At 32.0% G+C, this 25,481-nt stretch carries 27 protein-coding genes; 18 read left to right on the top strand and 9 right to left on the bottom strand.

The features are described 5' to 3' along the window. Positions 1-25 precede the first annotated feature (25 nt). The 4 genes from ABXT64_RS05035 (at position 26) to ABXT64_RS05020 (ending at position 2,868) form a co-directional block, all read left to right on the top strand. Complete coding sequence (locus ABXT64_RS05035) at positions 26-727, top strand: CoA transferase subunit A (RefSeq protein ID WP_443634438.1); 702 nt, start codon at positions 26-28, stop codon at positions 725-727. Next, the gene (locus ABXT64_RS05030; protein ID WP_443634437.1) at positions 727-1,386 is read left to right on the top strand and encodes a CoA transferase subunit B; all 660 of its coding nucleotides are present in this window, start codon (positions 727-729) and stop codon (positions 1,384-1,386) included. Before ABXT64_RS05035 ends, ABXT64_RS05030 begins: the two co-directional genes overlap by 1 nt. Positions 1,387-1,401: 15 nt before the next feature. Further along, the gene (locus tag ABXT64_RS05025) at positions 1,402-2,403 is read left to right on the top strand and encodes a DUF1028 domain-containing protein (RefSeq protein ID WP_443634436.1); all 1,002 of its coding nucleotides are present in this window, start codon (positions 1,402-1,404) and stop codon (positions 2,401-2,403) included. A gap of 291 nt (positions 2,404-2,694) precedes the next feature. Continuing rightward, on the top strand, positions 2,695-2,868 hold the full coding sequence (locus ABXT64_RS05020) for a hypothetical protein (RefSeq protein WP_443634434.1): 174 nt from the start codon (positions 2,695-2,697) through the stop codon (positions 2,866-2,868). A gap of 122 nt (positions 2,869-2,990) precedes the next feature. Here ABXT64_RS05020 and ABXT64_RS05015 read toward each other — a convergent pair whose 3' ends face one another. The 6 genes from ABXT64_RS05015 to ABXT64_RS04990 form a co-directional block, all read right to left on the bottom strand. After that, on the bottom strand, positions 2,991-4,691 hold the full coding sequence (locus ABXT64_RS05015) for an ABC transporter ATP-binding protein (protein ID WP_443634432.1): 1,701 nt from the start codon (positions 4,689-4,691) through the stop codon (positions 2,991-2,993). 20 nt (positions 4,692-4,711) lie between these two features. Beyond that, the gene (locus ABXT64_RS05010; protein ID WP_443634431.1) at positions 4,712-5,851 is read right to left on the bottom strand and encodes a saccharopine dehydrogenase C-terminal domain-containing protein; all 1,140 of its coding nucleotides are present in this window, start codon (positions 5,849-5,851) and stop codon (positions 4,712-4,714) included. Positions 5,852-5,984: 133 nt separating this feature from the next. Next, positions 5,985-6,698 carry a 3'-5' exonuclease gene (locus tag ABXT64_RS05005; protein ID WP_443634429.1) on the bottom strand — a complete coding sequence of 238 codons (714 nt, stop codon included), beginning with the start codon at positions 6,696-6,698 and terminating at the stop codon, positions 5,985-5,987. A gap of 47 nt (positions 6,699-6,745) precedes the next feature. Then, entirely contained in the window at positions 6,746-7,219 is a 474-nt protein-coding gene (locus tag ABXT64_RS05000; RefSeq protein WP_443634427.1) for a methylated-DNA--[protein]-cysteine S-methyltransferase, read from the bottom strand. Positions 7,220-7,224: 5 nt separating this feature from the next. After that, positions 7,225-7,737, bottom strand: coding sequence for a DinB family protein (locus tag ABXT64_RS04995; protein WP_443634425.1), 513 nt, complete (start codon positions 7,735-7,737; stop codon positions 7,225-7,227). 5 nt (positions 7,738-7,742) lie between these two features. Then, entirely contained in the window at positions 7,743-8,492 is a 750-nt protein-coding gene (locus tag ABXT64_RS04990; protein WP_443634423.1) for an EI24 domain-containing protein, read from the bottom strand. A 100-nt stretch (positions 8,493-8,592) separates the two neighbouring features. Here ABXT64_RS04990 and ppk2 (ABXT64_RS04985) point away from each other — a divergent pair, with 100 nt between their 5' ends. The 7 genes from ppk2 (ABXT64_RS04985) (at position 8,593) to ABXT64_RS04955 (ending at position 17,119) form a co-directional block, all read left to right on the top strand. Continuing rightward, a complete protein-coding gene (gene ppk2 / locus ABXT64_RS04985) occupies positions 8,593-9,453 on the top strand; it encodes a polyphosphate kinase 2 (RefSeq protein ID WP_443634421.1) in 861 nt (286 codons plus the stop codon). After that, complete coding sequence (ppk2, locus tag ABXT64_RS04980) at positions 9,443-10,249, top strand: polyphosphate kinase 2 (protein WP_443634419.1); 807 nt, start codon at positions 9,443-9,445, stop codon at positions 10,247-10,249. The genes ppk2 (ABXT64_RS04985) and ppk2 (ABXT64_RS04980) overlap by 11 nt, the downstream gene beginning before the upstream one ends. An 89-nt stretch (positions 10,250-10,338) precedes the next feature. Beyond that, complete coding sequence (locus tag ABXT64_RS04975) at positions 10,339-13,446, top strand: VPS10 domain-containing protein (protein ID WP_443634418.1); 3,108 nt, start codon at positions 10,339-10,341, stop codon at positions 13,444-13,446. Positions 13,447-13,498: 52 nt separating this feature from the next. Further along, a complete protein-coding gene (locus ABXT64_RS04970) occupies positions 13,499-14,953 on the top strand; it encodes a sensor histidine kinase (protein WP_443634416.1) in 1,455 nt (484 codons plus the stop codon). A gap of 49 nt (positions 14,954-15,002) precedes the next feature. Next, on the top strand, positions 15,003-15,785 hold the full coding sequence (locus ABXT64_RS04965; protein ID WP_443634414.1) for an enoyl-CoA hydratase/isomerase family protein: 783 nt from the start codon (positions 15,003-15,005) through the stop codon (positions 15,783-15,785). Positions 15,786-16,065: 280 nt separating this feature from the next. After that, a complete protein-coding gene (locus ABXT64_RS04960) occupies positions 16,066-16,938 on the top strand; it encodes an AraC family transcriptional regulator (protein ID WP_443634412.1) in 873 nt (290 codons plus the stop codon). A gap of 7 nt (positions 16,939-16,945) precedes the next feature. Next, the gene (locus tag ABXT64_RS04955; RefSeq protein WP_443634411.1) at positions 16,946-17,119 is read left to right on the top strand and encodes a hypothetical protein; all 174 of its coding nucleotides are present in this window, start codon (positions 16,946-16,948) and stop codon (positions 17,117-17,119) included. A gap of 55 nt (positions 17,120-17,174) precedes the next feature. Here ABXT64_RS04955 and ABXT64_RS04950 read toward each other — a convergent pair whose 3' ends face one another. The 3 genes from ABXT64_RS04950 to ABXT64_RS04940 form a co-directional block, all read right to left on the bottom strand. Beyond that, a complete protein-coding gene (locus ABXT64_RS04950) occupies positions 17,175-17,828 on the bottom strand; it encodes an HD domain-containing protein (RefSeq protein ID WP_443634410.1) in 654 nt (217 codons plus the stop codon). Next, a complete protein-coding gene (locus tag ABXT64_RS04945; protein WP_443634408.1) occupies positions 17,825-18,571 on the bottom strand; it encodes a lysophospholipid acyltransferase family protein in 747 nt (248 codons plus the stop codon). Before ABXT64_RS04945 ends, ABXT64_RS04950 begins: the two co-directional genes overlap by 4 nt. Positions 18,572-18,637: 66 nt before the next feature. Continuing rightward, positions 18,638-19,048 (bottom strand): BrxA/BrxB family bacilliredoxin, encoded by a 411-nt coding sequence (locus tag ABXT64_RS04940; RefSeq protein WP_443634406.1) that lies wholly within the window; start codon positions 19,046-19,048, stop codon positions 18,638-18,640. A 142-nt stretch (positions 19,049-19,190) separates the two neighbouring features. Here ABXT64_RS04940 and ABXT64_RS04935 point away from each other — a divergent pair, with 142 nt between their 5' ends. From ABXT64_RS04935 to ABXT64_RS04905, 7 genes are all read left to right on the top strand, one after another. Beyond that, positions 19,191-19,928 (top strand): TerB family tellurite resistance protein, encoded by a 738-nt coding sequence (locus tag ABXT64_RS04935; protein WP_443634404.1) that lies wholly within the window; start codon positions 19,191-19,193, stop codon positions 19,926-19,928. A 54-nt stretch (positions 19,929-19,982) separates the two neighbouring features. After that, the gene (locus tag ABXT64_RS04930; protein WP_443634402.1) at positions 19,983-20,639 is read left to right on the top strand and encodes a metal-dependent transcriptional regulator; all 657 of its coding nucleotides are present in this window, start codon (positions 19,983-19,985) and stop codon (positions 20,637-20,639) included. A 1-nt stretch (position 20,640) separates the two neighbouring features. Next, on the top strand, positions 20,641-21,426 hold the full coding sequence (locus ABXT64_RS04925) for a transporter (protein WP_443634401.1): 786 nt from the start codon (positions 20,641-20,643) through the stop codon (positions 21,424-21,426). Positions 21,427-21,434: 8 nt separating this feature from the next. Continuing rightward, positions 21,435-22,343, top strand: coding sequence for a metal ABC transporter solute-binding protein, Zn/Mn family (locus tag ABXT64_RS04920; protein WP_443634399.1), 909 nt, complete (start codon positions 21,435-21,437; stop codon positions 22,341-22,343). A 120-nt stretch (positions 22,344-22,463) separates the two neighbouring features. After that, on the top strand, positions 22,464-23,204 hold the full coding sequence (locus ABXT64_RS04915; RefSeq protein ID WP_443634397.1) for a metal ABC transporter ATP-binding protein: 741 nt from the start codon (positions 22,464-22,466) through the stop codon (positions 23,202-23,204). Beyond that, positions 23,201-24,325 (top strand): metal ABC transporter permease, encoded by a 1,125-nt coding sequence (locus ABXT64_RS04910; RefSeq protein WP_443634396.1) that lies wholly within the window; start codon positions 23,201-23,203, stop codon positions 24,323-24,325. Before ABXT64_RS04915 ends, ABXT64_RS04910 begins: the two co-directional genes overlap by 4 nt. Then, positions 24,318-25,478, top strand: a complete 1,161-nt coding sequence (locus ABXT64_RS04905; RefSeq protein WP_443634394.1) for a metal ABC transporter permease — start codon at positions 24,318-24,320, stop codon at positions 25,476-25,478. The genes ABXT64_RS04910 and ABXT64_RS04905 overlap by 8 nt, the downstream gene beginning before the upstream one ends. Positions 25,479-25,481 lie beyond the last annotated feature (3 nt).

Raw genomic sequence — 25,481 nt, 5'->3', positions numbered from 1 at the left:
ATTTTAAGGAAAATTAAAATTTCTCATGATTAATAAAACAGTTACCAATGTTCAGGTAGCCTGTGAAGGGATACAAGATGGTATGACCTTTATGTTAGGTGGATTTGGGCTAAGTGGTATTCCAGAAAACTCTATTGCTGAATTAGTGCGTAGAAATGTAAAAAATGTAACCTGTATTTCGAATAATGCAGGAGTCGATGATTTTGGCTTAGGATTATTACTTCAGAAAAAACAAATTAAAAAAATGATTTCATCTTATGTAGGTGAAAACGCCGAATTTGAGCGTCAAATGTTGAGTGGCGAATTAGATGTTGAATTAATTCCACAAGGAACTTTAGCACAACGTTGTCAAGCAGCACAAAGTGGAATCCCTGCTTTTTATACACCTGCCGGTTACGGAACTGAAGTTGCTGAAGGAAAAGAAGCGCGTGAATATAACGGTAAAATGCATATTTTAGAACATGCTTTTAATGCTGATTTCGGATTTATAAAAGCATGGAAAGGTGATGCGGCTGGAAATTTAATTTTTAAAGGTACTGCGCGTAATTTTAACCCAAATATGTGTGGAGCTGCTAAGATTACAGTTGTTGAGGTTGAAGAGTTAGTTCCCGTTGGAACATTAGATCCAAATCAGATTCATATTCCTGGAATTTTTGTTCAAAGAATATTTCAAGGGTCAAAATATGAAAAACGCATTGAACAATTAACGGTAAGACAGAGAAGCTAATGGCATTAACGAAAGAACAAATCGCAAAGCGTATCGCAAAGGAAGTTAAGAACGGTTACTATGTAAACCTTGGTATTGGTATACCAACCTTAGTAGCAAATTTTGTTCAAAATGATATCGATGTAGAATTTCAAAGTGAAAATGGAATTTTAGGAATGGGACCTTTCCCTTTTGAAGGAGAAGAAGATCCAGACCTAATAAATGCAGGTAAGCAAACTATTACAGCGCTACCTGGAGCTTCTTTTTTTGATTCAGCTCTTAGTTTTTCAATGATCCGAGGGCAACATGTAGATCTAACTATTTTAGGCGCGATGGAGGTTTCTCAAAACGGAGATATCGCCAATTGGAAAATACCAGGAAAAATGGTAAAAGGTATGGGAGGAGCAATGGATTTAGTAGCCTCTGCAGATAATATTATAGTCGCAATGATGCATACCAATCGCGCAGGAGAATCAAAATTACTTAAAGATTGTTCTTTGCCATTAACTGGGGTAAACTGTGTGAAAAAAGTGGTTAGTAATCTTGCTGTAATGGAGATTGAAAATGGGTCCTTTAAACTTTTAGAGAGAGCTCCTGGGGTTTCTGTTGAGGAAATAAAAAATGCAACTCAAGGAAATCTAATTATTGATGGAGAAATACCAGAAATGGATATATCTTAATCTTAAATAAATACTATGAAAAATTACCTACTTTTTATCATTCTTTTCGTTTCAGTAACATTTAATGTACAAAGTCAAGACACTTTTTCAATAGTAGCAATGGATCCTGTTACAGGAGAAGTTGGTAGTGCTGGAGCTTCATGCGTAGACTTAGGAGCTATAAATTTTCCTACGGATGATTTTTTAGGCGAATTATTTCCAGGAATTGGAGCTATCAATTCACAAGCTTATTATGTGCCAGCAAATCAAGCAAACGCTAGAGCAAGAATGAATGAAGGCTTAACTCCTTCAGAGATTATTCAATGGTTAGTAGATAACGATGTTTCTAATCAACCACAGTTAAGACAATATGGAATCGTTGCAAAAGTAGGCGAAGAAATAGAGACTGCTGCACATACAGGAACCTCTACCGATGATTATAAAAACCACATCACCGGACCAAATTATTCGATACAAGGAAATATTTTGTTAGGTCAAGAAGTCTTAGACGGAATGGAAGCAGAATTTCTTGCTGCTGAAGGAGATTTAGCCTGTAAACTTATGGCTGCCTTGCAAGGGGCTAATATGGTTGGTGCAGATATGAGATGTACAAGTAATGGAACCTCTTCCTTATTTGCGTTTGTTAAAGTTGCTCAACCTTTAGATACTTTTGGAAACCCTTCATTTTTATTATCTGTAAGAACAGGAAGTAATGATGGAATAGAACCAATTACTGAATTACAAACAGTATTTGATGCGGATCGTGATTGTGAGAATTTAGGAGTAAACGATTTTGAAAATAATTTAAATTTTTCTTTGTTTCCTAACCCTTCTGAAAACAAAATTACTATTGAATCTAAGAATGTTTCTTCTGAAAAATATAAAATCGAACTCGTTAATATTTTAGGAAAAATAATTCATACCTCTACTTTTAAAAATAAAATTGATATGGATGTTTCTGCATTTTCTGAAGGCATTTATTTTGTAAAAATTATCGGAAATGAAACTGCTTTTGTTTCAAAATGGATTAAAAAATAAATCTAAAGACATAATTATTTGTAGGAAATACCCTCAATTAAATTGAATTATGTTAAAAAAAGATGCATTTCATCTAAAAAAAAGGTATTTCATCTTGTTTTCGAAAAATACTTTTCATATTAGCTATCCCAAATTAAGTGAACTTACCTATTTATGAAAAACATTGTTGCCTATTTAAAAAATACTGTTTATTTGATTAATAATATTTTATACGTAACAAAAAAAGTTTTTCTATTTATGTTTTTAGCTTAGTTAAGAATATTTATTTTATTATTAACTAAAAACGTGATTATGAAACTTGATAGCTATTCAGATTCTTCAGTAGATGTTTTAGAAGTAAAAAAAGAAAACCGAAATATTACCGGTAAAACTTTACACTATATCAATAGTGAAGGAAAAGAAAATGTTTACGATATACATCGTTACAGTGATAAAGGAGTTCTTTATTTTAAAAAGAGCTCATAATTATAAATTGAAAAAGAAAATTTAGTTTTTATTAATATTCAGAGTTAATTATGCCCAAATCTGCAACGATATTCAGATTTAGCTAAAGCCCGTTCTTTGTGAGGTTAGAACGGGCATTTTTTTTAAATCCCTTTTGGAATGGCTTCAATTAATTTTTTAGTATACTCTTTGATCGGGTTTGCATAAATTTCATCTGCATCACCTAACTCTTCAATTTTTCCATCTTTCATTACTAATAATTGGTCTGCCATAAATTTTACCACAGCCAAATCATGTGAAATAAATATATAGGTAAATCCAAAATCATCTTTTAACTCGTTTAAAAGGTTTAAAACTTGCGCCTGAACCGATATGTCTAACGCTGAAACAGATTCGTCACAAACCACTAATTTGGGTTCCATGATGACAGTTCGAGCAATGCCAACTCTTTGCCTTTGTCCTCCCGATAATTCATGTGGATATCTATAGTAAAAAGACTCATCAAGCCCAACTCTATCAAGTAATGTCATTACTTTTTGCTTACGTTCTTTGGTGTTTTTACCAATTTTGTACACTTTTAATGGCTCTATTAAAGCTTCGCCAATGAGTAATCTTGGGTTTAATGAGGAATAAGGATCTTGAAAAATAAGCTGTATCTCTTTTCTAAAGCTTCTAAATTCTTTTGTAGAAAGCTGAGTAATTTCTTTTCCTTTATATTTTATACTTCCCGAACTTGCTTTATCCAATTGTAAGATAGCTTTCCCAAGGGTAGATTTTCCACATCCCGATTCTCCTACTAACCCTAAAGTTTCGCCTTCAAATACTTTAAAACTTACTTCATCAACCGCTTTTATTATCCTTTTTTTATTAAACATTCCTGTGTTTGTAAAGAAGTTTTTCTTCACATTAAGCACTTCAAGTAAAGGAGGTTTTGTATAAATGATTTTGTGCTTTTTTGCACGTTGCAAAGGAGTAATTTCTTTAGCTACAAAACTTTTATCTGCTAATGACTCAATAGTGGGAAGTTTTGATAACCGAATCTCTAGTGTAGGTCTTGAGGCTAATAATGCTTTCGTATATTCCTCTTTGGGTCCTGTAGATTTCGGATTAAAAATTTGAAAAGCGGAACCTTCTTCTACCACCTCGCCTTTATACATTACAATTACTTTGTTTACAATTTCTGAAACTAAGCTAAGGTCATGTGAAATAAACAACAAACTCATTTTGGTTTCTTTCTGAAGTTCTTTTAAAAGCAGTATAATCTCTTTTTGTACTGTAACATCTAAAGCGGTTGTTGGCTCATCAGCAATTAACAATTTGGGCTTACAAGCAATAGCCATTGCAATCATGATCCGTTGCATTTGCCCACCACTTATTTGATGAGGATAACTATTAAATATATCTTTTGGTCTTGGTAATTTTACTTTTTCAAAAAGAGAAAGTGTTTCCTTTTTTGCTTCGGAAGAGGATAATTTTAGATGGTGTTGTATTATTTCAGTCACCTGATACCCACATTTAATTGATGGATTTAAAGCACTCATAGGTTCTTGAAAAATCATCGCGATGTCTTTCCCTCGAAGCTTTCTAAGTTTTTTAGGATCCTCTTTTAATATATCAATATCATTAAAAATGATTTCTCCTTTAATATGACTTGATTTTTTTGGCAATAAACCCATAATTGCCATAGATGTAACTGATTTTCCAGAACCAGACTCCCCTACAATTCCAACTACTTCATTTGTGTTAATTGAGAACGAAATATCATGAATGACCTCTGTGTTTTTTTTGGATGAACCAAAAGCAACACAAAGGTTTTTAACATCAAGTAATACTTCTTTTTGCATACTTTAAAGATAGGAGTATTCTATATAATTGTTGAACTTTTAATATAATTGATGTTTCTTTCTTTAAGGTAATTCATGAAATAATGGAAACATGTTTCATGTTTTCCTACTAATTCTGGAGGGAACACTCCTTTTTCTGAAAATTTTCCTTCCAAGAAAATATTAGCTGCCGCTGCCGCTGTATATCCTGTAGTACGAGCCATTGATGAGGTTTGTGTGTTTTGACAAAACTCATCATGAAGATTATAAACAACCTCTTCAATTTCGCCTTGTTCATTTTCACCTTTTAAGGTAATACGCATTACAGTTAATTCTTCTTCTGTTTCACCTAGTTTCCATTCAGAAAAAAGGATATTACTTGTAAACTCAAGTGGCGAAATTTTGGTTCCATTTACTTCAATTTCATTTGTATTAAAGAATCCACTTTCTTTTAAAACTCTAACATATTCTACATGACCAGGATAACGTAACGTTTTCTCTTTCATATTTGGAATATGAGGCATAGTAAATATAATCGATCGTAAGCCATCTGAATTAAAAGATTCTAAGGTTCCAACGCCTTCAAATTCGACAAATTCACAATCGGTTAATGGCTCTCTTACTACAACTTCACTTTGTTCAACATATCTCGCAGGACGCGTATATTCTTCAATTACATCGATAGGTGAAAAAGGGGCTTTATAGCTAAAAGGCCATTTTTTTACTTTGGGTAAACCACCGACCAAACATTCAAAATCTGTCAGTTTCATTTTTTCATTATAGTATCCTAAAATTACATTGTCCATTCCAGGTGCAACTCCACAATCTACAATTGCAGTTACATTTTTCTCTTTTGCTAAGGTGTCTAAGTCTAAAGAATTTTCAGAAAAGAAAGAAATGTCAATTACATTCATTTCGGCTTCAATGATATTTTTTAATGTTTCATATCCTAAAAATCCAGGAACAGCACATACCACTAAATCATGTTGTTTAATAGTAGATTGTAAGACCTCTTTTTGTGTAACATCAAGGGTTTGAACGGTAAGAGAATCACATTTTTTATGAACCTTATCTAGCACTTTTTGATTTACATCGGTTAAAGTTACTTTATGTTTTTTGGCAAGGTCGATAGCAATGGCACTACCTACCATTCCTGCTCCTAATACAATTATTGAATGCATATTTATTTAATTAAAATTTAAAAAAAGGGTGAAATTATAGAAAAGAGAGAGTAGCTATAAACCAGGTATAAATACCCATGGCATTTCTGAAATGTTTAGTACTCTTTTTATTGACATAGGGTAAAATTACAAATTAAATACTAAGGATTTCATCATCAAGTAATATTTCTTCATTTCGTAGTCGCAAGAGAATTTGTGCAACAGCAATGGTATCTTTTTCACAATAAGAAACGATACGATCTACATCTTTTTCCTCATAATAAACTCGGTACACATCGCTTCCGTCAATATCTTCTTTAGGAGAAGGAATTCCTAAAACATGGGTCATAAGTTTAAGTGAAGTAAATGTTTTATAGTCACCAAATTTCCATAACTCTAAGGTGTCTAGGTGAGGTACTTCCCAAGGTTTCTTTCCAAATAAGTTTAGTTTCAATGGAATATTGATTTTATTAATAATCATTCTTCTGGCAATAAAAGGGAAGTCAAATTCTTTACCATTATGCGCACAAAGAACATGTTTAGGTTTATTAAAATGAGTTTCTAATAAGGTTTTAAATTCATTCAATAAGTCAATTTCATCTCCATGAAATGAGGTAACTCTAAAATTGCGCACATCCCCTTTAAACACAAAATACCCTACAGAAATACAGATAATTTTACCAAATTCTGCCCAAATACCTGCTCGATCATAAAACTCGGCGGGAGAAAATTCATCCTTACGTTGGTATTTTGTTTTTTGCTCCCATAGCGATTGAGAAACTTCATCTAATTGTTCATGATTTTCGTAAAGAGGTATCGTTTCAATATCTAGAAACAAGATTGATTCCAGGTTGATTCTTTTAAGCATAACGATAAATATTTGTGGGAAGTTGATTTAAAGATACAATAAATTTATTAAAACAGGGATTGTTGTTTTACAGGATTTTCATGTGCTAAGAGCCATTTTTTTCGATGTAAACCTCCTCCATAACCAGTAAGTGAACCATCACTTCCTATCACACGATGGCAGGGTATAATGATAGAAATAGGATTTTTTCCATTGGCTGAAGCTGCTGCTCTTATTACTTTTGGATCTCCTAATCGATTTGCCATTTCTAAATAACTTAAGGTTGTATTAAAAGGGATTTCAAGTAATTTATCCCAAACTCTTTTTTGAAAATTAGTTCCTTCTGGGTTTAACTTTAAGTCGAATTGAGATCGATTACCTTCAAAATATTCCTTTAATTGGTTACTACAAGGTTGAAGGTTTTCAGAAATAACGTTAGTTTCCTTTTCTTCAGAACCTAAAAACCGTACGGAAGCGATTCCTTCTTCATTGCCTTTTATTTCTATAGCTCCTAAAGGAGAATTTATATATGCTATTTCCATAAAATTTACCAACCAGAATATTTAGGAGGTTTTATATTATTGAGATTTAAATATACAATTAATTGCCCGCGATGATGTGTTAAATGGTCCTGTAAAAGGTTTAGTACTTGTAGTTTACTTTTTGGTCCAGCAAAAAAATCAACCGTTGTTTTTAAATCTTCAGAAGGGGTGTTTTCAATGATTTTTGAAACTGAATCAAATTGATTTTTTAATAAAACGATAACTTCATTTTTAGTTAATGAAATTGAATCTTTTGTTTTTTTATATTCTTCATTTGTGAAATATGAAGTACTTAACCAAGCCATATTTCCTTTTATATGAAGCAGTTGTTTTTTAAAACTCATTTGTCGTTCTGTAGGTTTAAAATGGTATAAACTATCGGGCATAACTTCAGCAATTTCGAGAAGATAGTTTTTAGAATTCTCCCATTTTTCAAGAAAAGCATCTTTTGCAGTTGTTTGTTGAGCAACCACAATGATAGGTATACATAGTAATAAAAGAAGCAAGGTCTTTTTCATGTTAATTATTTTTTTTTATTTTCATATCCCTGTACAATCCTAATGGTTTCAGTACTTGCGGCAGTAACCGATAAAGGCAAAACGATGATTATACCTACTACAGGGATGAGTAGCATGAGCATAAAAAAAATACCATTTCCTATGGCAGTCCCTTTGTGCTTTTTGACAAACCGAATACTTTCAGAATAACTTAAATGTCTTTCGAGCGTATAGTCCATATTTCCAAAGCCTGCATAATAAGCTTGAAGCAAGAAAAGGAGGAATGAAGAGATAATTCCAATAACAGGAATAAAACCAATTAATAGTATTGGAATACTTAACAATAATTCTAAAAATAGGTTGCGCACATTAATTTTAACTCCTCTTAAAAGCAAACCCATATTCGAGGTATTACTTTTTGGTGCTTGAGAACCTATTAAGTGTGATTCAATTTTTTCAGAAACAATACTCATAAAAGGAGCGCTTAATGCTAAGACAATATGTTTATATAAAATAAAACCAATGATTAATATAATAACAGCTCCCATAAAAGAACTAATGGTATTAAATGTTTCAGCACCCCATTCCCAAGGCCAAGCTTTCGAAATAAAGGATCCAATATTATCAGACAAGCCCCAGGATAAAAAACCAATAATTAGTGCCGTTAAAATACTAATGAGTGTAGGGATCCCAAAATATTTCCAAAGCCCTAATGTATTAATAAGTTTTAGAGATCCTCCATACGCTTTCACCCCTTGAAAAATACTTTTAATCATATCACTATATTAGCAATGCAATTTACGAATTCAAAAAATGACAATTCTCATTAAATGATATGATTTTTTTTAAGACCTTTATCAATTACAAACAAAATGTATGCTTACAATAGAAGATTTTCAGAATTCTAATGACAAAAAAGAATTTCTAGATATTTTAAAAGAGAAACTTAACAAGAAAAAATTAAATGCCATTTTAAGCGATGTTCAATATGAAAAAGAATTACTTGGACTTCAAGCAGAATTAGTAAACCTTCAAAAATGGGTTACTAAACACAAAAAGAGAGTGTGTGTAATTTTTGAAGGTAGAGATGCTGCTGGTAAAGGAGGTTCTATTCGTAGAATGGTAGAACATTTAAATCCTCGTTCCACTAGAGTTGTTGCCTTATCTAAACCTACAGATGTAGAAAGAGGGCAATGGTATTTTAGAAGATATATAAAAGAAATGCCTAACCCTGGTGAAATTGTTTTCTTCGATAGAAGTTGGTACAACAGAGCGGTTGTTGAACCAGTGATGGGGTTTTGTGATGAAGAGCAGTATAATAAATTCATGGTTCAAGTTCCAGGATTTGAACATATGTTGTATGAAGATGGAGTTCATATAATTAAATTTTGGTTTTCTATAACCAAAGATGAACAATTAGCACGTTTTAATTCTCGTCTTGAGAACCCTTTAAAACGTTGGAAATTTAGTCCTGTAGATCAAGAAGGACAAAAAAGATGGGATGATTATACCCATTATAAAGACCAAATGTTCGGCAATACACATACTACGTTTAGTCCCTGGATTATTGTAAAAACTAATAATAAAAAAGAAGCAAGATTAGAAAGTCTGAGATATTTACTTTCTAAATTTAATTATGATGGAAAAGGAGAGCTATCTACTTTATTATTACCAGATCCAAATATTATACAACGTTATCATCGAACTGTAAAACATATAGATAATTATGAAGAATAGTTTTTCAGAAATAGACATACTTCTTTTAAATAAGAAAAAAGCGATCAAGCAATTTTTGACACGTGAAAATTCTAATCCTGCAAGGGTTTTGAGGTACCTAAATTATGAAAATAGGTTAAAAGAACTTCAAGAAGAATTGATACAATTGCAAAATTGGGTAGATGAAAACAAGGAAAAAGTAGTAATCATATATGAAGGAAGAGATGCTGCAGGTAAAGGTGGCGCTATACGTAGAACCACAGAGCATTTAAATCCTAGAGAATTTAGAGTTGTTGCACTTCCTAAGCCAACAGAAGAAGAAAAAGGACAATGGTACTTTCAACGGTATGTTAAACAATTACCTAGAGAGGGAGAAATTGTATTTTTTGATAGAAGTTGGTATAATAGAGCCATTGTAGAACCTGTAAATGGGTTTTGTAGCAAGGAAGAATATGATATTTTCATGAACCAAGTGAATGATTTTGAACGTATGATTACTGAGTCTGGAATTCGTTTAATAAAATTATATTTTTCAATTTCTAAGGATGAACAAACTAAGCGTTTTGAGGAGATTAAATCCAGTCCCGTTAAAAAATGGAAGTTTAGTGATGTTGATAAAAGAGCACTAGAGCTTTGGGATGATTATACGGTGTATAAAAAAGCTATGTTTGAAAAAACAAACACTGAATCGTCCCCTTGGATAGTAATCAAAGGAAACCGTAAAACAACAGCTAGGATAGATGCAATAGAACATATCTTAGATAAGATTCCATATATAGGTAAAGACAATGAAACAACAACACATATCGATTTTTAAAATAAGATAATTTTTTGATATTATAATTAGAAATTATTTTCTTCCAATAGAATTTACATATCTTTAATAAATTTTAAATTTATTACTGCATGTCACGTTTTTACTATAACTGTACTCGGTTAGTTATATTTATTTTCTTCGGAAGTATATCACAATTCAACTTTGCTCAAACGTACGATTCTTCATTATTTGATGCATTAGAATACCGTCAATTAGGTCCTTTTCGAGGAGGACGAAGTGCTGCGGTAACAGGAGTTCCCAATAAACCCAATTTATTTTATTGTGGAGCCACAGGGGGAGGTGTATGGAAAACCGAAGACGGAGGACGTACTTGGGAAAATATTTCAGACGGTTTTTTTGGGGGTTCAGTAGGATCCATTCAAGTGAGTATGGATGACCCAAATGTTATTTATGTAGGTGGAGGTGAAATAACCGTTCGGGGTAATGTTTCCTCAGGTTATGGAATCTGGAAGACTGAAGATGCAGGAAAAACATGGAAGCAAATGGGCCTTGAAAAAGGGAGGCATATCCCAAGAATAGCCATTCATCCTAAAAATCACAATATTGTATATGCTGCAGTTTTAGGTAATATTTATAAACCAACCCAAGAGAGAGGAGTTTATAAAAGTATTGATGGCGGAAAAACATGGAACAAAAAATTATTTGTTAATCAAGATGCCGGAGCAGTCGATTTAATTATGGATCCTTCAAATCCAAGAATTTTATATGCTTCTACATGGAATTTAAGAAGAACCCCATATAGTTTAAGCAGTGGCGGTGAAGGCTCTGCTCTTTGGAAAAGTACAGATAGCGGTGAAACATGGAAAGAAATTTCTAAAAATGAAGGATTTCCTACAGATACTCTTGGAATTATTGGGGTAACAGTATCTCCTTTAAATGGTGATAAAGTATGGGCTATTGTTGAGAATAAAGAAAAAGGAGGCGTATATAAAAGTGAAGATGGAGGTAAAAACTGGAAATTGATTAACAGTGAAAGAAAACTGCGTCAAAGGGCATGGTATTACACACGTATTTATGCAGATTCTCAAGATGAAAATGTAGTATATGTTTTAAATGTAAGGTATCATAAAAGTAGTGATGGAGGTAAAACCTATAGCACTCACAATGCCCCACATGGTGATCATCATGACCTTTGGATTGCTCCAGAAAATTCTAATAGAATGATCATGGGCGATGATGGTGGCGCTCAAGTAAGCTATGATGGAGGAGAAACTTGGAGTACGTATCATAATCAACCTACAGCTCAGTTTTATAGAGTTACAACAGATAATTCATTTCCGTATAGAATTTATGCAGCCCAGCAGGATAATTCAACAATCAGAATTTCACATAGAAATGAAGGACGGAATATAGATGAAGATGATTGGGAATCTACTGCAGGAGGGGAAAGCGCACATATTGCTATAGACCCCAATAATAACGACATCGTTTATGGAGGGAGTTATGATGGATTTTTAACACGATATAATCATAAAAAAGGAACCGTGCGTAGTATTAGTGTATGGCCTGATAATCCTATGGGACATGGTGTAGAAGACATGAAATATCGCTTCCAATGGAATTTTCCTATTTTCTTTTCAAAACACAACACCAAAAAATTATATACTTTTTCAAATCAAGTTCATGTTTCAACAAACGAAGGTGAAAGTTGGGATGTTATCAGCCCAGATTTAACAAGAAATGATCCAGAAAAACAGAAATCTTCTGGAGGACCTATTACACAGGATAATACTTCAGTAGAATATTACTGCACCATTTTTGCTGCTGCAGAATCACCTATTACTGAGGGTGTTTTATGGACAGGAAGTGATGATGGATTAATTCACCTTACAAAAAATGGAGGTGCCACCTGGACTAATGTTACCCCTAAAGGAATGCCAGAATGGATGATGATCAATAGCATAGAACCCTCTGTTTTTGATGCAGGGACTTGTTATATCGCAGGAACAAAATATAAAACAGGTGATTTTGCACCTTATTTATATAAAACTACAGATTATGGAACCTCTTGGAAAAAGATTACCAATGGAATTCCTGTTGAACATTTTACGCGAGTTTTAAGAGAAGACCCTAAAAAGAAAGGCATTTTATATGCAGGTACTGAAACAGGACTTTATGTTTCATTCGATTATGGAAATAACTGGCAAGCATTTCAGTTAAATTTACCTATTGTGCCTATAACAGATTTAGCTGTTAAAGAAAATAATTTAGTGGTTGCAACACAAGGGAGAAGTTTATGGATTTTAGATGATTTAACCGCGATTCATCAACTTTCAGAAGCAAAAGGGAACGATATATACTTGTTTCAGCCCAAGGACACCTATCGAATGAGAGGGGGTTCACAAAAAAAATCTTTAACGACTGGTACCAACCATCCTTCGGGAGTGTTGACCTATTTTTATATCAAAGACACAAAAGATAAAGAGATTGCATTAAGCTACTTAAATACAAATAATGATACCATTAAATCTTTCAATACAAAAAACAAAAAAGATAAGTTTAAAGTCAAAGATGGATCTAATTATTTTTCTTGGAATACGAGAGGAGAAGGTGCCGAAAAATTAGAAGGGATGATATTATGGTGGGCAAGTATGAATGCTCCACAAGCAGTTCCTGGTGAGTATAAAGTTGTTTTAACCGTTGATGGTGAAAGTGTTTCACAGCCCATTACTATTTTGGCAGATCCAAATGCAGAATCTGATTTGGCTGGAATGAAACAACAATTTGATTTTATAACAGAAATAAATAAAACGGTAGATAAAGCACATAAATCGATTAAAAAAATTAGAAAAATAAACAAGCAATTAAAAGCATTTCAGGAGCAATATAAAGACAATGATGAGGTAAGAACGTTAGTCGAAAAAGCTAAAAAATTATCTGAGGAATTTTCAGAAATAGAAAAGGCATTATATCAAACCCAAAATAAAAGCGGGCAAGATCCGTTGAATTTCCCGATTCGATTAACAAATAAATTAGCACATTTAAACAGTTTAGTAGGGATGGATGATTTTCCTCCTACCCAACAAGATATTGCTGTAAAAAATGAATTAACAACTCAAATTACAGCGCAATTACAAAGCTTTACTACTTTAGTGACCAATGAAATTTTACAATTCAATCAACAATTCAATACATTAAACTTAAATTATTTGTTTGTCGAAGATGATAAAAAATAAAATTAACCCTTTGGTGTAATTATTGTTGATTCCAAATTCTAAAAATATATAAATGAGCTTTTACAGAGGATCATTACGTTCACGCATTTTTTTATCAATGATCTTATTAGTAATAGGAGCATCGATACTAATTGCTGTTGTAACTATATTTCAATATAGAGAAGAAGCAGAAGATTATCACGGAGAAAGACTCTTAAGAAAAGAATCTACCATTCGTAAAAATATCGATTACGTTATAAAAACAACTACGTATCCTGTTGAAACTGAAAAGATTCCTTTAATTTTTAAAGATAGAATTTACGAAATTAAAGACATCCATAATTTAGAAATTTATTTATATGATCTTCAAGGGCATTTACTAAAAACGTCCAAAGCATCATTTGTAAAAGATACCATTAAAAATAGCATTTCACCAAAAGTATTAGAAGGGTTAAAAAAATCTGACATAAAAAGTTTTGTAGAACAATTTGAAGAAAACGGAATAGGATATCGATCTTCTTTTACTTACATAACAGATCGACATTTTAAGCCATTAGCCATTTTAAATTTACCCTACATTGAGGATGATGATTTTATAAATAAAGAATTAAAAGAAAACTTAATCCGATTGGGGTATGCCTATTTATTTATGTTGTTAATCGCAATTATATTAGCATACTTTCTCTCAAAATATATTACAAAATCACTAAATACTATTAGTGAAAAAATCACAGAAACACGTCTTAATAAACACAATCAAAAAATTATTATTGATGATACTTCCGAAGAAATTACAACTTTAGTAAGCGCTTACAACGGTATGATTGATGAATTAGAGATTAGCGCCGCTCAATTAGCAAGCAATGAACGAGAAGCAGCTTGGAGAGAAATGGCTAAACAAGTAGCGCATGAAATTAAAAATCCGTTAACGCCAATGCGACTTACCGTTCAAAGTTTTCAGCGTAAGTTCGATGTTAATGATGTAGACATACATAAAAAGATGAAAGAATATAGTGACACGCTTATTCAACAAATCGATACCATGAGTTCAATTGCCTCAGCATTTTCAACCTATGCACAAATGCCAGCTCAACAAGACGAAACACTTAATGTGGTAAATATTATAAAATTAGCACTCGATATTTTCAATGAGGGTTATATTAATTTCTATTCTGAAGAAAAAGAAATTATTGCAAATTTTGATCGCACTCAACTAATAAGAGTTATTACTAATTTAATTAAAAATAGTATTCAGGCGATTAGTGAAGGTCAACCAGAAGACCCAAAAATTGAAGTTAGGGTCTTTTCTGAAAAAGAAAATGTTTCTATTACTGTCATGGATAATGGTATTGGAGTCGAAAGTGAAAATGTAGACAAAATATTTGAACCAAAATTTACAACTAAAACAAGTGGAATGGGACTAGGTTTAGCCATGGTTAAAAAGATTGTTGAAACCTATGGAGGAACCATTTCATTAAATACAGCTTATGAAATAGGAACAACTTTTAAAGTGACTTTTCCTAAGTAATTACACCAATTTTATTAGCTTTGTACATCCCCATTAATTAAAAATTATTATGAATTTAGAGAATATTCTATTAGAAAACGAAAATGGAATTGCAACCATTATTATTGATCGCCCGTCCAAATTAAATGCATTAAACAAGAAAACAATAAGTGAGTTACATCATGCTTTTAAAGAAACTGATAATGACCCAAAGGTGAAAGTGATTATTATTACTGGAAGCGGTGAAAAGGCTTTTGTGGCAGGTGCAGACATTAGTGAATTTGCAGATTTTTCAGTTTCTGAAGGAGCGCAATTAGCTTCTGAAGGACAAGCAATGTTATTCGATTTTGTTGCCAATCTTTCAACTCCTGTGATAGCAGCAGTGAATGGTTTTGCCTTAGGAGGAGGTTTAGAACTCGCATTAGCAGCACATTTTCGAGTAGCTAGTGACAATGCAAAAATGGGCTTACCTGAAGTTTCTTTAGGAGTTATTCCTGGTTATGGTGGCACACAACGTTTGCCTCAATTAGTAGGGAAAGGTCGTGCTATGGAAATGATTATGACTGCGGGTATGATTGATGCAAACACAGCACTTAGCTATGGATTAGTAAATCATGTAACTACACAAGAAGAATTGTTGCCCTTAGCTGAAAAAATAGCTTCTAAAATAATGCGAAATTCATCGGTAGCAATAGCTGCTGCAATTACCTCAATTAATGCTGGGTTTAAAGATGGGGAGAATGGATTCGATACGGAGGTTACACAGTTTGGTCATTGTTTTGGAACTGCCGACTTTAAAGAAGGAACACAAGCTTTTTTACAAAAAAGAAGAGCAGATTTTCAAGGGGAATAATTTATTAACTAGTTATCAGTATTTAATTTAAAACTGGTAGGGAATTTTAAAATTTTCTTTCCCATTCTCTAAAAAAGCGTGCTATAAAATCAGCCATATATTGATGTCTTTTTATATAAATAGATATAAGAAACTTAATTTTAATACAACACAATTGATATTTTTATATTCTATATTAACAATTTTAATGACATATAATAACTATTAGGTTAAAATAGAATATAAAATAGATAATTCTATATAGTTAATCTTTTTTTTGTATTGTACTTTTGTAGAATATATGATGCAGAAAAAACCAATACTCGAAAAAGTTACACCTAATTTTGATAGCTCCTTATTGGTAAAAAAACATGAAGTGTTTTTAAAAACTAATATTCCATTTTGGCATTTTCACCCAGAAATAGAATTAGTATATGTAAATAGAGGAAAGGGTAAAAGGCATATAGGTAATCATATTAGTTATTTTAATAATAGTCAATTAGTTTTAATAGGTTCTAATTTACCGCATGTAGGTTATCTAGATCGTTTAACAACAAATGGTTCTGAAACACTAATTCAGTTTAAACCAGATTTTTTAGGAAAAGAATTTTTTAAGATTCCTGAAATGAATGCGATTGAAGGTCTTTTAGAACGTGCCAAAAAAGGAATTCGTTTTAATATAGAGATTAAAAAAAGAATTGGTGTGAAAATTGAAGCTCTTGTAGAATTAGAAGGAGCTCACTTAATTACTTCTTTCTTAGAGATCTTAAATGATTTAGCAACAACAGATGATTATACTTTATTAAATGTTAATGGTTTTGCTTTTGAAAGCAATAAACAAGATAACAATAAGATTGAAGTTATATATAAACATATAAACGAACATTTTAATGAACATATTAGTTTAGACGAGATTGCCGAATTGGCAAGTATGACAGTACCAGCATTTTGTAGATATTTTAAAAAATCTACAGGAAAAACATTTACTAAACTAGTGAACGAACATAGAATTGTTCATGCAACTAAATTATTAGCAGAAAGTAATATTAGTATAGCAGATATAAGTTTTGAATGTGGTTTTAATAATTTTTCTTACTTTAATAAAGTGTTTAAAGAATTTACAGGAAAAACTGCATTAAAATACAGAAGCGAAATAAAAAATTTAATCCAGTAAAAATATTATGGAAGATAAAATTGCCAAAGCATTAGAATATTATACTTTTAAGAGTGAAGAAATTTTTAATTTTATAAATAATAATTCAGATTTAACAGTAGATAAAATTATAGAAAGTGGAGAAGAATTATCAATTTTAGAATCTAAAATTATAGCTTTAGAAATAGCAAAAGTTAGTTAAAACCTCTAAATTTTTTTAATATTCTCAACTAGTATTTTTAAATTTTTTCCCGTAATTACTTTACACCATTCCACTCATCATAAAATTGTGCTAAAAAAGCAGTCATATATTGATGTCTTTTTAATGCAATTTCTTTTCCAGAAGAAGTATTCATTTTATCTTTAAGTAACAACAATTTTTCATAAAAATGATTAATCGTTGGAGCTGTAGATGCTTTATATTCTTCGGGGCTCATGTATAATTTTGGAGCTATTTCGGGATCGTATATTTTTCGATTTTTAAAACCACCGTAATTAAAACAACGTGCAATTCCTATCGCTCCTATAGCATCTAATCGATCTGCATCTTGAACAACCTCTAATTCTTTTGAAGTAAATTTTTGAGCCTTATTTCCGCCTTTAAAAGAGATGTTTTCAATGATATTTATAACATGTTCAATCACTTCAGAAGAAACACCTTCTTTTTCTAAAAAGATTCTTGCTCTATTAGGCCCAACAGTTTCATCTCCATCATAAAATTTAGAATCTGCAATGTCATGAAGCAAGGCTCCTAAAGAAACAATTAAGAGGTTAACATCTTCATTATTAGCAATTAATAAAGAATTTTTATAAACACGTTCAATATGAAACCAATCATGACCTCCTTCAGCACCATCTAACTCTTTTTTCACAAAAGCAATAGTGTGTTCAATTAGATTTTGATGGTTCATTCAGTAATAATTTTAGATGTTATAATCGTTTCAACGGTATCGATCAATGTTTCAATTTCATGTTCTGAAACTTTTAAGACAGGATGCAATTCATATTTTATAGTAACGCCAAAGGGCATTGGAAACATACCGTTTTTTTGAAGTTTCCATGAATTATTAATGGAAATAGGAAGCACATATGCTTCAGGTATTTGAGTAATTAAGGTCTGAAGCCCTTTGCGATGAAACTTTTTAGGAGCACCTGTTCTACTTCTTGTTCCTTCAGGAAAAATAACACCACTACGATTATTTTTATTTAAATATTCTGAAAAAGAGGCCATTTCAGCAACTGCTCGTCTTGCATTTTTACGATCGATTAAAATTGAACCTCCATAACGTAAATTATAGGATACAGAAGGGATTCCTTTTCCTAATTCTTTTTTTGAAACAAATTTTGGATGAAGCTTTCTTAAAAACCAAATCATGGGAGGTATATCCCATAAACTTTGATGATTTGAAACAATAATTAAAGGAACATTTTTAGGGAGTGTTTTTGGCACTTTAAATTGAAAGGAGGTTCCTAAAACTTTTAAACAACCTAAGATGCTTAGGTTTAAATAATCTACACTTTTTTTGTGCGCTTGATAACCAAAAACAGTAAAGCAGATCCATTGTATTACATGAAAAAAAACAAGTAATAATCCAAACATTAAATAAAAAAGAATGGAAAGTGGATAAGACAGAAAATGTGCTATTTTTTTCATTGAGGTTAAAGATAAAAAAAGTCCTCATTTTAGTGAGGACTTTTTCAATAGGTAATCAGATACTTTTTAACAGTGTTCGTTATATGCATCTTTTAGATTGTCAGCAATCATATCTGCTGGTCTACCTTCAATATGATGACGCTCTAGCATATGTACTAATTCGCCATTTTTAAATAATGCCATAGAAGGTGAACTTGGAGGAAATGGAATCATTTCACTACGAGCTGCATCAACAGCTTCTTTGTCAACTCCTGCAAAAACTGTCACTAACTGGTCTGGCTTTTTGTCATTATTTAATGACATTGCAGCTCCAGGTCTTGCATTTGCAGCTGCACAGCCACAAACTGAATTTACCACTACTAACGTAGTTCCTTCTTTTTCTAAAGCATTTTTAACGTCGCCTGTTGTATATAGTTCAGAGAAGCCAATATTGGTAAGGTCTTCTCTCATAGGTTTTATCATCTCTGGTGGATACATAATATTTAGTATTTAATTGTGTAACATTTATTCTACAAATATAACCAATAACTATTCCGAAATATAAATAATGATTCCAATTAATTGTTAAAACAGAATTGTATATATCTTTGTTCGGATTTTAAAAACATAAAATTAATATATGATTCGTTGGTTAGCTGCAATTTTAGGGTATTCATTTTTTAGGTTTCCGGGAGCCATCGCTGGTTTTCTTTTAGGAAGTGTTATAGAAAATTTTAGAAATACAAAAAAAGGAGGAAATTTTAAAACCGTTTTTTCACAACAAAGAAACAGTGTTTCACCAGCTGATTTCGAACTTAATTTGCTTTCATTAGCTTCTTTAGTGATAAAAGCTGACGGAAAAGTAAGTCAGGAAGAATTAGACTTTGTTCGAAAGTATTTTGTTCAATCCTACGGAAAAGAAAGAGCGAATGCAACATTTAAAATTTTTAATGAGGTTATAAATAAACAAGAAATATCAGCGCCTAAAATTTGTACTCTTCTTCGTCAAAGAATGCGATACGAATCTAGATTGCAAATTCTTCACTTTTTATTCAGTATAGCAAAAGCAGATGGAATTGTAAGTGATGCTGAAGTGAAAGAAATTCATTCTATTTCAAATAATTTAGGAATTAATTTTAGAGATTTTGAGAGTATTAAAGCGATGTTCTTTAATAACCCAGATAGTGCGTATAAAATTCTTGAAATTGAAAAAACAGCGACCGATGTTGAGGTGAAAAAAGCATACCGAACCATGGTTAAAAAGTACCATCCAGACAAACTACAACATATGGATGAGGTATATAGAAATGGTGCTGAGGAAAAATTTAGAAAAGTCCAAGAGGCCTACGAACAACTTCAAAAAGAAAGAAATTTTTAGACAAGCCTAAAAATAAATATTAGCATTGTCTAAATTAATGTTTACCTTTGCCATATGTATTCATTGGCAGAAGAAAATTATTTAAAAACCATATTCCATTTAGAAAAGGAATATGAAGGAGGTGTTACTACAAATGCAATAGCAGTTAAAATGGACACCAAACCATCATCGGTAACAGATATGGTTCAGAAATTAGCAGAAAAAAAAGTCTTATTATATAAGAAATACAAAGGAACACAACTCACAGAAACTGGTAAAAAAATTGCTGCAAATGTGATAAGAAAACATCGTTTGTGGGAAGTTTTTTTGGTTGAAAAATTAAATTTTCATTGGGATGAAGTACATGAAATTGCAGAGCAATTAGAGCATGTAAAATCTGATGAATTAATTATAAGGTTAGATAAGTTTTTAGATTTTCCTGACTTCGATCCTCATGGAGATCCAATTCCAGATAAGGATGGAAATATTAAGCCTACAGAAAAGAAATTACTTTCTGAATTAGATAAAAACCAACGAGGAATATGTGTTGGGGTTAAGGAATCTAGCTCAGAATTTCTACAATATTTAGATAAAAGAAAAATTGGCATCGGTTCAAAAGTTGAAGTCTTAGGAAAAGAATTTTTTGATGGCTCTATGATGATTCAGGTAGGAAAAGACCAATTATTTATTTCAAAAGTAATCGCTGATAATATATTTTTAAAAACTAATTAATATGAAAAGAGTATATTTATTATTCACTATAATTTTTATATCAACTACAGTTTTTTCACAAGAAGAAAACACACAAGTTGATATGGTAACTGACCGACCAGATGCAACCGAATCATCTTCAGTTGTACCACTTCATAAATTACAAATTGAAACAGGTGCTTTTTATGAATCTTTTGAAGAGAATAATTTTAAAACGGAAGTACTAGGCTATAACACAACCTTGGTTAGATTTGGTTTGTTAGAAAACTTAGAATTACGTTTGGGTTGGAACTTTGAAGAACATCAAAAGTCATTTTTAGGACAAAAAGACCCCAATGTTTTATCTGGTTTATCACCATTACTTTTTGGAGTAAAAGTGAGCATTTCAGAAGAGAAAGGTTTACTCCCTGAGATAGGATTATTAGTACATGCTTATTTGCCCCTTACTTCTTCAACCGATTTTAACGCAGAAAATACAGGAGTAGATTTTAGATTTTCATTAGCTCATACGCTTAATGAAAAATCTAGTATAGGATATAATTTAGGTGCTGCTTGGGCAAATGATTCCTCAGAAGCAAGCTTCATTTATACCCTAGCATATGGTTATAGTTTAACTGAAAAACTAGGAGCATATGCAGAAATTTATGGTGATTTACCTGAAAATAATTCTGCCAATCATTATTGGGATATGGGTGTAACCTATTTAATATATTATAATTTACAATTAGACGCAACTGTAGGTACTAGCTTTACAGAAGGGCAAGATTTATTAGTAAGTACAGGAGTAAGTTATAGATTCCCTAATTAGAAAAGAATATGAAAAAAACACTATTTATAGTAGCAATAAGCATCATTATTAGTTGTAAAAATTCAAAACATGAATCTGGCAAATTAAATGTTGTTACAACGACCTCAATGATTACTGATTTAGTTCAAAATATTGGTGGTGATTTAATTGAGGTTAGAGGTTTAATGGGAGCTGGAGTAGATCCACACTTATATAAAGCAAGTGAAGGAGATGTTTCAAAACTTTATAATGCGGATATTATATTTTATAATGGCTTGCATTTGGAAGGAAAGTTAGTTGATGTCTTTGAAAAAATGAACTTAAAAGACAAGTCGACGATTCCATTAGGAGATGTTTTAGACCCGAATCAGTTAATTGGTTCTGAATACTTTGCTTCAAATTACGACCCTCATGTATGGTTTAATATTCAATTTTTTAAAGAATTTGGAAAAAAGGTAAGGGAAATATTATCTGAAAAAGATCCAAAAAACGCTGTACAATTTATTGAAAATGAAAAAATTTATATCAATAAGTTAGTCGCATTAGAAAATGAAATAAGCTCAATAATTGAAAAACTTCCTGTTGAGAAAAGAATTTTAGTAACTGCTCATGATGCTTTTAATTATTTTGGAGAAGAGTACGGATTCAATGTGGTTGGTTTACAAGGGTTATCTACTGCAACTGAAGCGGGAGTTCAAGATGTGCAAAAACTTTCTGCTTTTATTATTGAAAACAAAGTGAAGTCAATATTTATTGAAAGTTCAGTTCCACAAAGAACGATTGAAGCGCTACAAGCAGCAGTGATTTCAAAAGGACATGAAGTTAGCATTGGAGGTTCATTATATAGTGATGCTTTAGGAAGTAAAGGAACAGTAGAAGGTAGTTATATTGGGATGTTTAGGTACAATGTAACAACCATTGTAAATGCCTTGCAATAAAACCTGAATTATGAAACGAGCATGTTAAATGCTTATAATCAAAAGAGATGACTAATAGCGAACAGCATGCCTGTACTGAGCTTGTCGAAGTATGACCGTTTTATATAATACTATAGACACATGAAAAATTTAAAAATTGCAGTTAACGTAGATGATTTAACAGTAGCATATAACTACAAACCTGTGTTGTGGGATATAGACTTAGCAATTCCTGAAGGTGTTTTAATGGCGATTGTAGGGCCTAATGGCGCTGGTAAATCTACATTGATTAAGGCAATTTTAGGGATCATAGATCCTATTGCTGGGAGTGTTTCTATCTTTGGAAAACCATATAAAGAGCAACGTAAACTTGTTGCATATGTGCCACAAAAAGGAAGTGTAGATTGGGATTTTCCAACCACAGCTTTTGATGTTGTTTTAATGGGTACTTATGGAAAATTAGGCTGGATAAAACGACCTAAACAAGCTGAAAAAAAAGCAGCTTTAGAAGCCTTAGAAAAAGTGGGTATGTTGTCTTTTAAAAACCGACAAATAAGTCAGTTAAGTGGAGGGCAACAACAACGGATATTTTTAGCTCGAGCATTGGTGCAAGACGCAGCTATTTATTTTATGGATGAACCTTTTCAAGGAGTAGATGCAACTACTGAAATAGCAATTATAAATATTCTTAAAAGTTTAAGAAAAGAAGGGAAAACCGTTGTGGTGGTTCACCATGATTTACAAACAGTTCCAGAATATTTTGATTGGGTTACATTTTTAAATGTAAAGAAGATTGCAACCGGTCCTGTTAAAGATATTTTTAATGATGATTACCTTACGAAAACATATGGAATCAATTATAAGGTCGCTATAAACAAATGACAATAAGCGAATATTTCGAATTACTTTTTACAGATTATACCCTAGGAACAATTACTCTAGGGACTGCTGTACTTGGTGCTATATGCGGAATGTTAGGTAGTTTTGCGGTATTAAGAAAACAAAGTCTTTTGGGAGATGCGATATCGCACGCAGCCCTTCCAGGTATCGCCATTGCTTTTTTAATAACGGGTACAAAAGACACAAACATATTACTTTTAGGAGCTTTAATAAGTGGTTTAATTGGTACATTTTGGATACGTGGAATGACTCATAAAACACATTTAAAAAGTGATACAGCTTTAGGATTAGTGTTGTCATTATTTTTTGGATTTGGTATGTTATTGCTAACGTTCATTCAAAAACAACCCAATGCAAATCAAGCAGGATTGGATAAATATCTTTTTGGACAAGCAGCTACTTTGGTTAAGAGTGATGTCATTTTAATGATCACTGTAACCAGTATTTGTCTTTTTGTTTTGTTGCTTTTTTGGAAAGAATTTAAACTGCTATTATTTGATGCTGACTATACTAAAACATTAGGCTTCAACACTAAATTTATTGATATATTAATCACTTTCTTTATTGTACTAGCAATTGTATTAGGATTGCAAACTGTAGGCGTTATTTTAATGAGCGCAATGCTCTTAGCGCCAGCCGCCGCCGCAAGACAATGGACTAATAAATTAAGTATAATGATTTTCTTAGCGGCAATTTTTGGAGCTTTTTCAGGAGTATTCGGAACTGCAATAAGCGCAAGTCAAAACAATCTTTCAACAGGTCCAGTAATCGTGCTTGTTGCAGCCGTTTTTGTTGCCTTTTCATTTGTGTTTTCACCGAGCCGAGGTTTATTGTTTAGACACATAAGGTTCTTAAAAAATAGAAGAGATCTTGAATTAAAAAAGACCCTTCAATTTATGTATGGTATTGCTAAAACACATGAAAATATATCACATCCACATGCCATTCGGATATTAAATAATTTTCATGGGTTTACACGAAAAACTCTTCAGAAATTAGAACATAACGGATGGATTGAGATTTCAAATCAGCAATGGTCTCTTACAAATAAAGGGTTTGTTGAGGCAGAAAATTTATATAATCAATTATTAGAAAATGACTAGTCCTCAAATAGAAATACAATTAATTGCCGTGGTTGTTGCAATTGCATGTGCTATCCCTGGGGTATTTCTTGTGCTGAGAAAAATGGCATTAATTAGTGATGCTATAAGTCATTCTATTTTACCTGGGATCGTCATAGGATTTTTTATTACTCATGATTTAAACTCTCCATTATTAATTTTATTAGCTGCATTAACAGGCGTTATTACAGTCATATTAGTTGAAGCGATACAAAAGACAGGCTTAGTTAAAGAGGATACCGCAATTGGTTTAGTATTTCCTGTATTGTTTAGTATAGGGGTCATACTAATTGCCAAAAATGCAAATGATGTTCATTTAGATGTAGATGCAGTATTATTGGGGGAGCTTGCTTTTGCTCCTTTTGATAGATTAGTCATGTTTGGCGCAGACGTTGGCCCTAAATCTTTATGGGTAATGGGCGTTATTTTAATGGCTATTATAGTGTTACTTATTATGTTTTACAAAGAACTAAAAGTAAGTACGTTTGATATTGGTTTGTCATCATCATTAGGGTTTTCTCCCGTTATTTTACATTATGGTTTAATGTCTATTTCATCAGTAACCGTAGTAGGTGCATTTGATGCAGTGGGCGCAATATTAGTGGTTGCATTTATGATTGCTCCAGCTGCTACTGCATATTTATTGACTTCAGACTTAAAAAAGATGCTTTGGCTTTCGATATTTTTTGGTGTGATAGCGGCAATTTCAGGATATTGGTTGGCACATTTATTAGATGCTTCAATTTCAGGATCTATGACAACAGTATTAGGGATTATTTTCTTAGGAACGTATCTTTTCGCTCCTAATAAAGGTTATTTTTCAGTAATATACCGTCAAAGACAACAACGAATCGAAGTTTCATTATTGGCATTTCTTCTTCATTTAAATAACCATACTGAAGAAAACGAACGCCATGTAAAACATTTAAATGAACATATTAATTGGCAAAAAGTTCAATCTAAAACGGTATTAGAACTTGCTCAAAAAAACAATATGATTCTAATTAACGATGACATTGTATCCTTGACTGAAAAAGGGGAAGAATTTACCACATTGGCTTTGGAGTATATTATCACCAATAAGGATGATAAAATTGAACATATGAAAGATGATTTCTTTCTGTTTAGAGGATAAGCT

This window comes from Candidatus Marifrigoribacter sp. Uisw_064 (genome assembly GCF_047730175.1).
Classification (GTDB): Bacteria; Bacteroidota; Bacteroidia; order Flavobacteriales; family Flavobacteriaceae; genus Marifrigoribacter.
The sequence above is the reverse complement of the archived record's forward strand: the minus strand, read 5'-3'. Positions and strand labels throughout refer to the sequence as shown.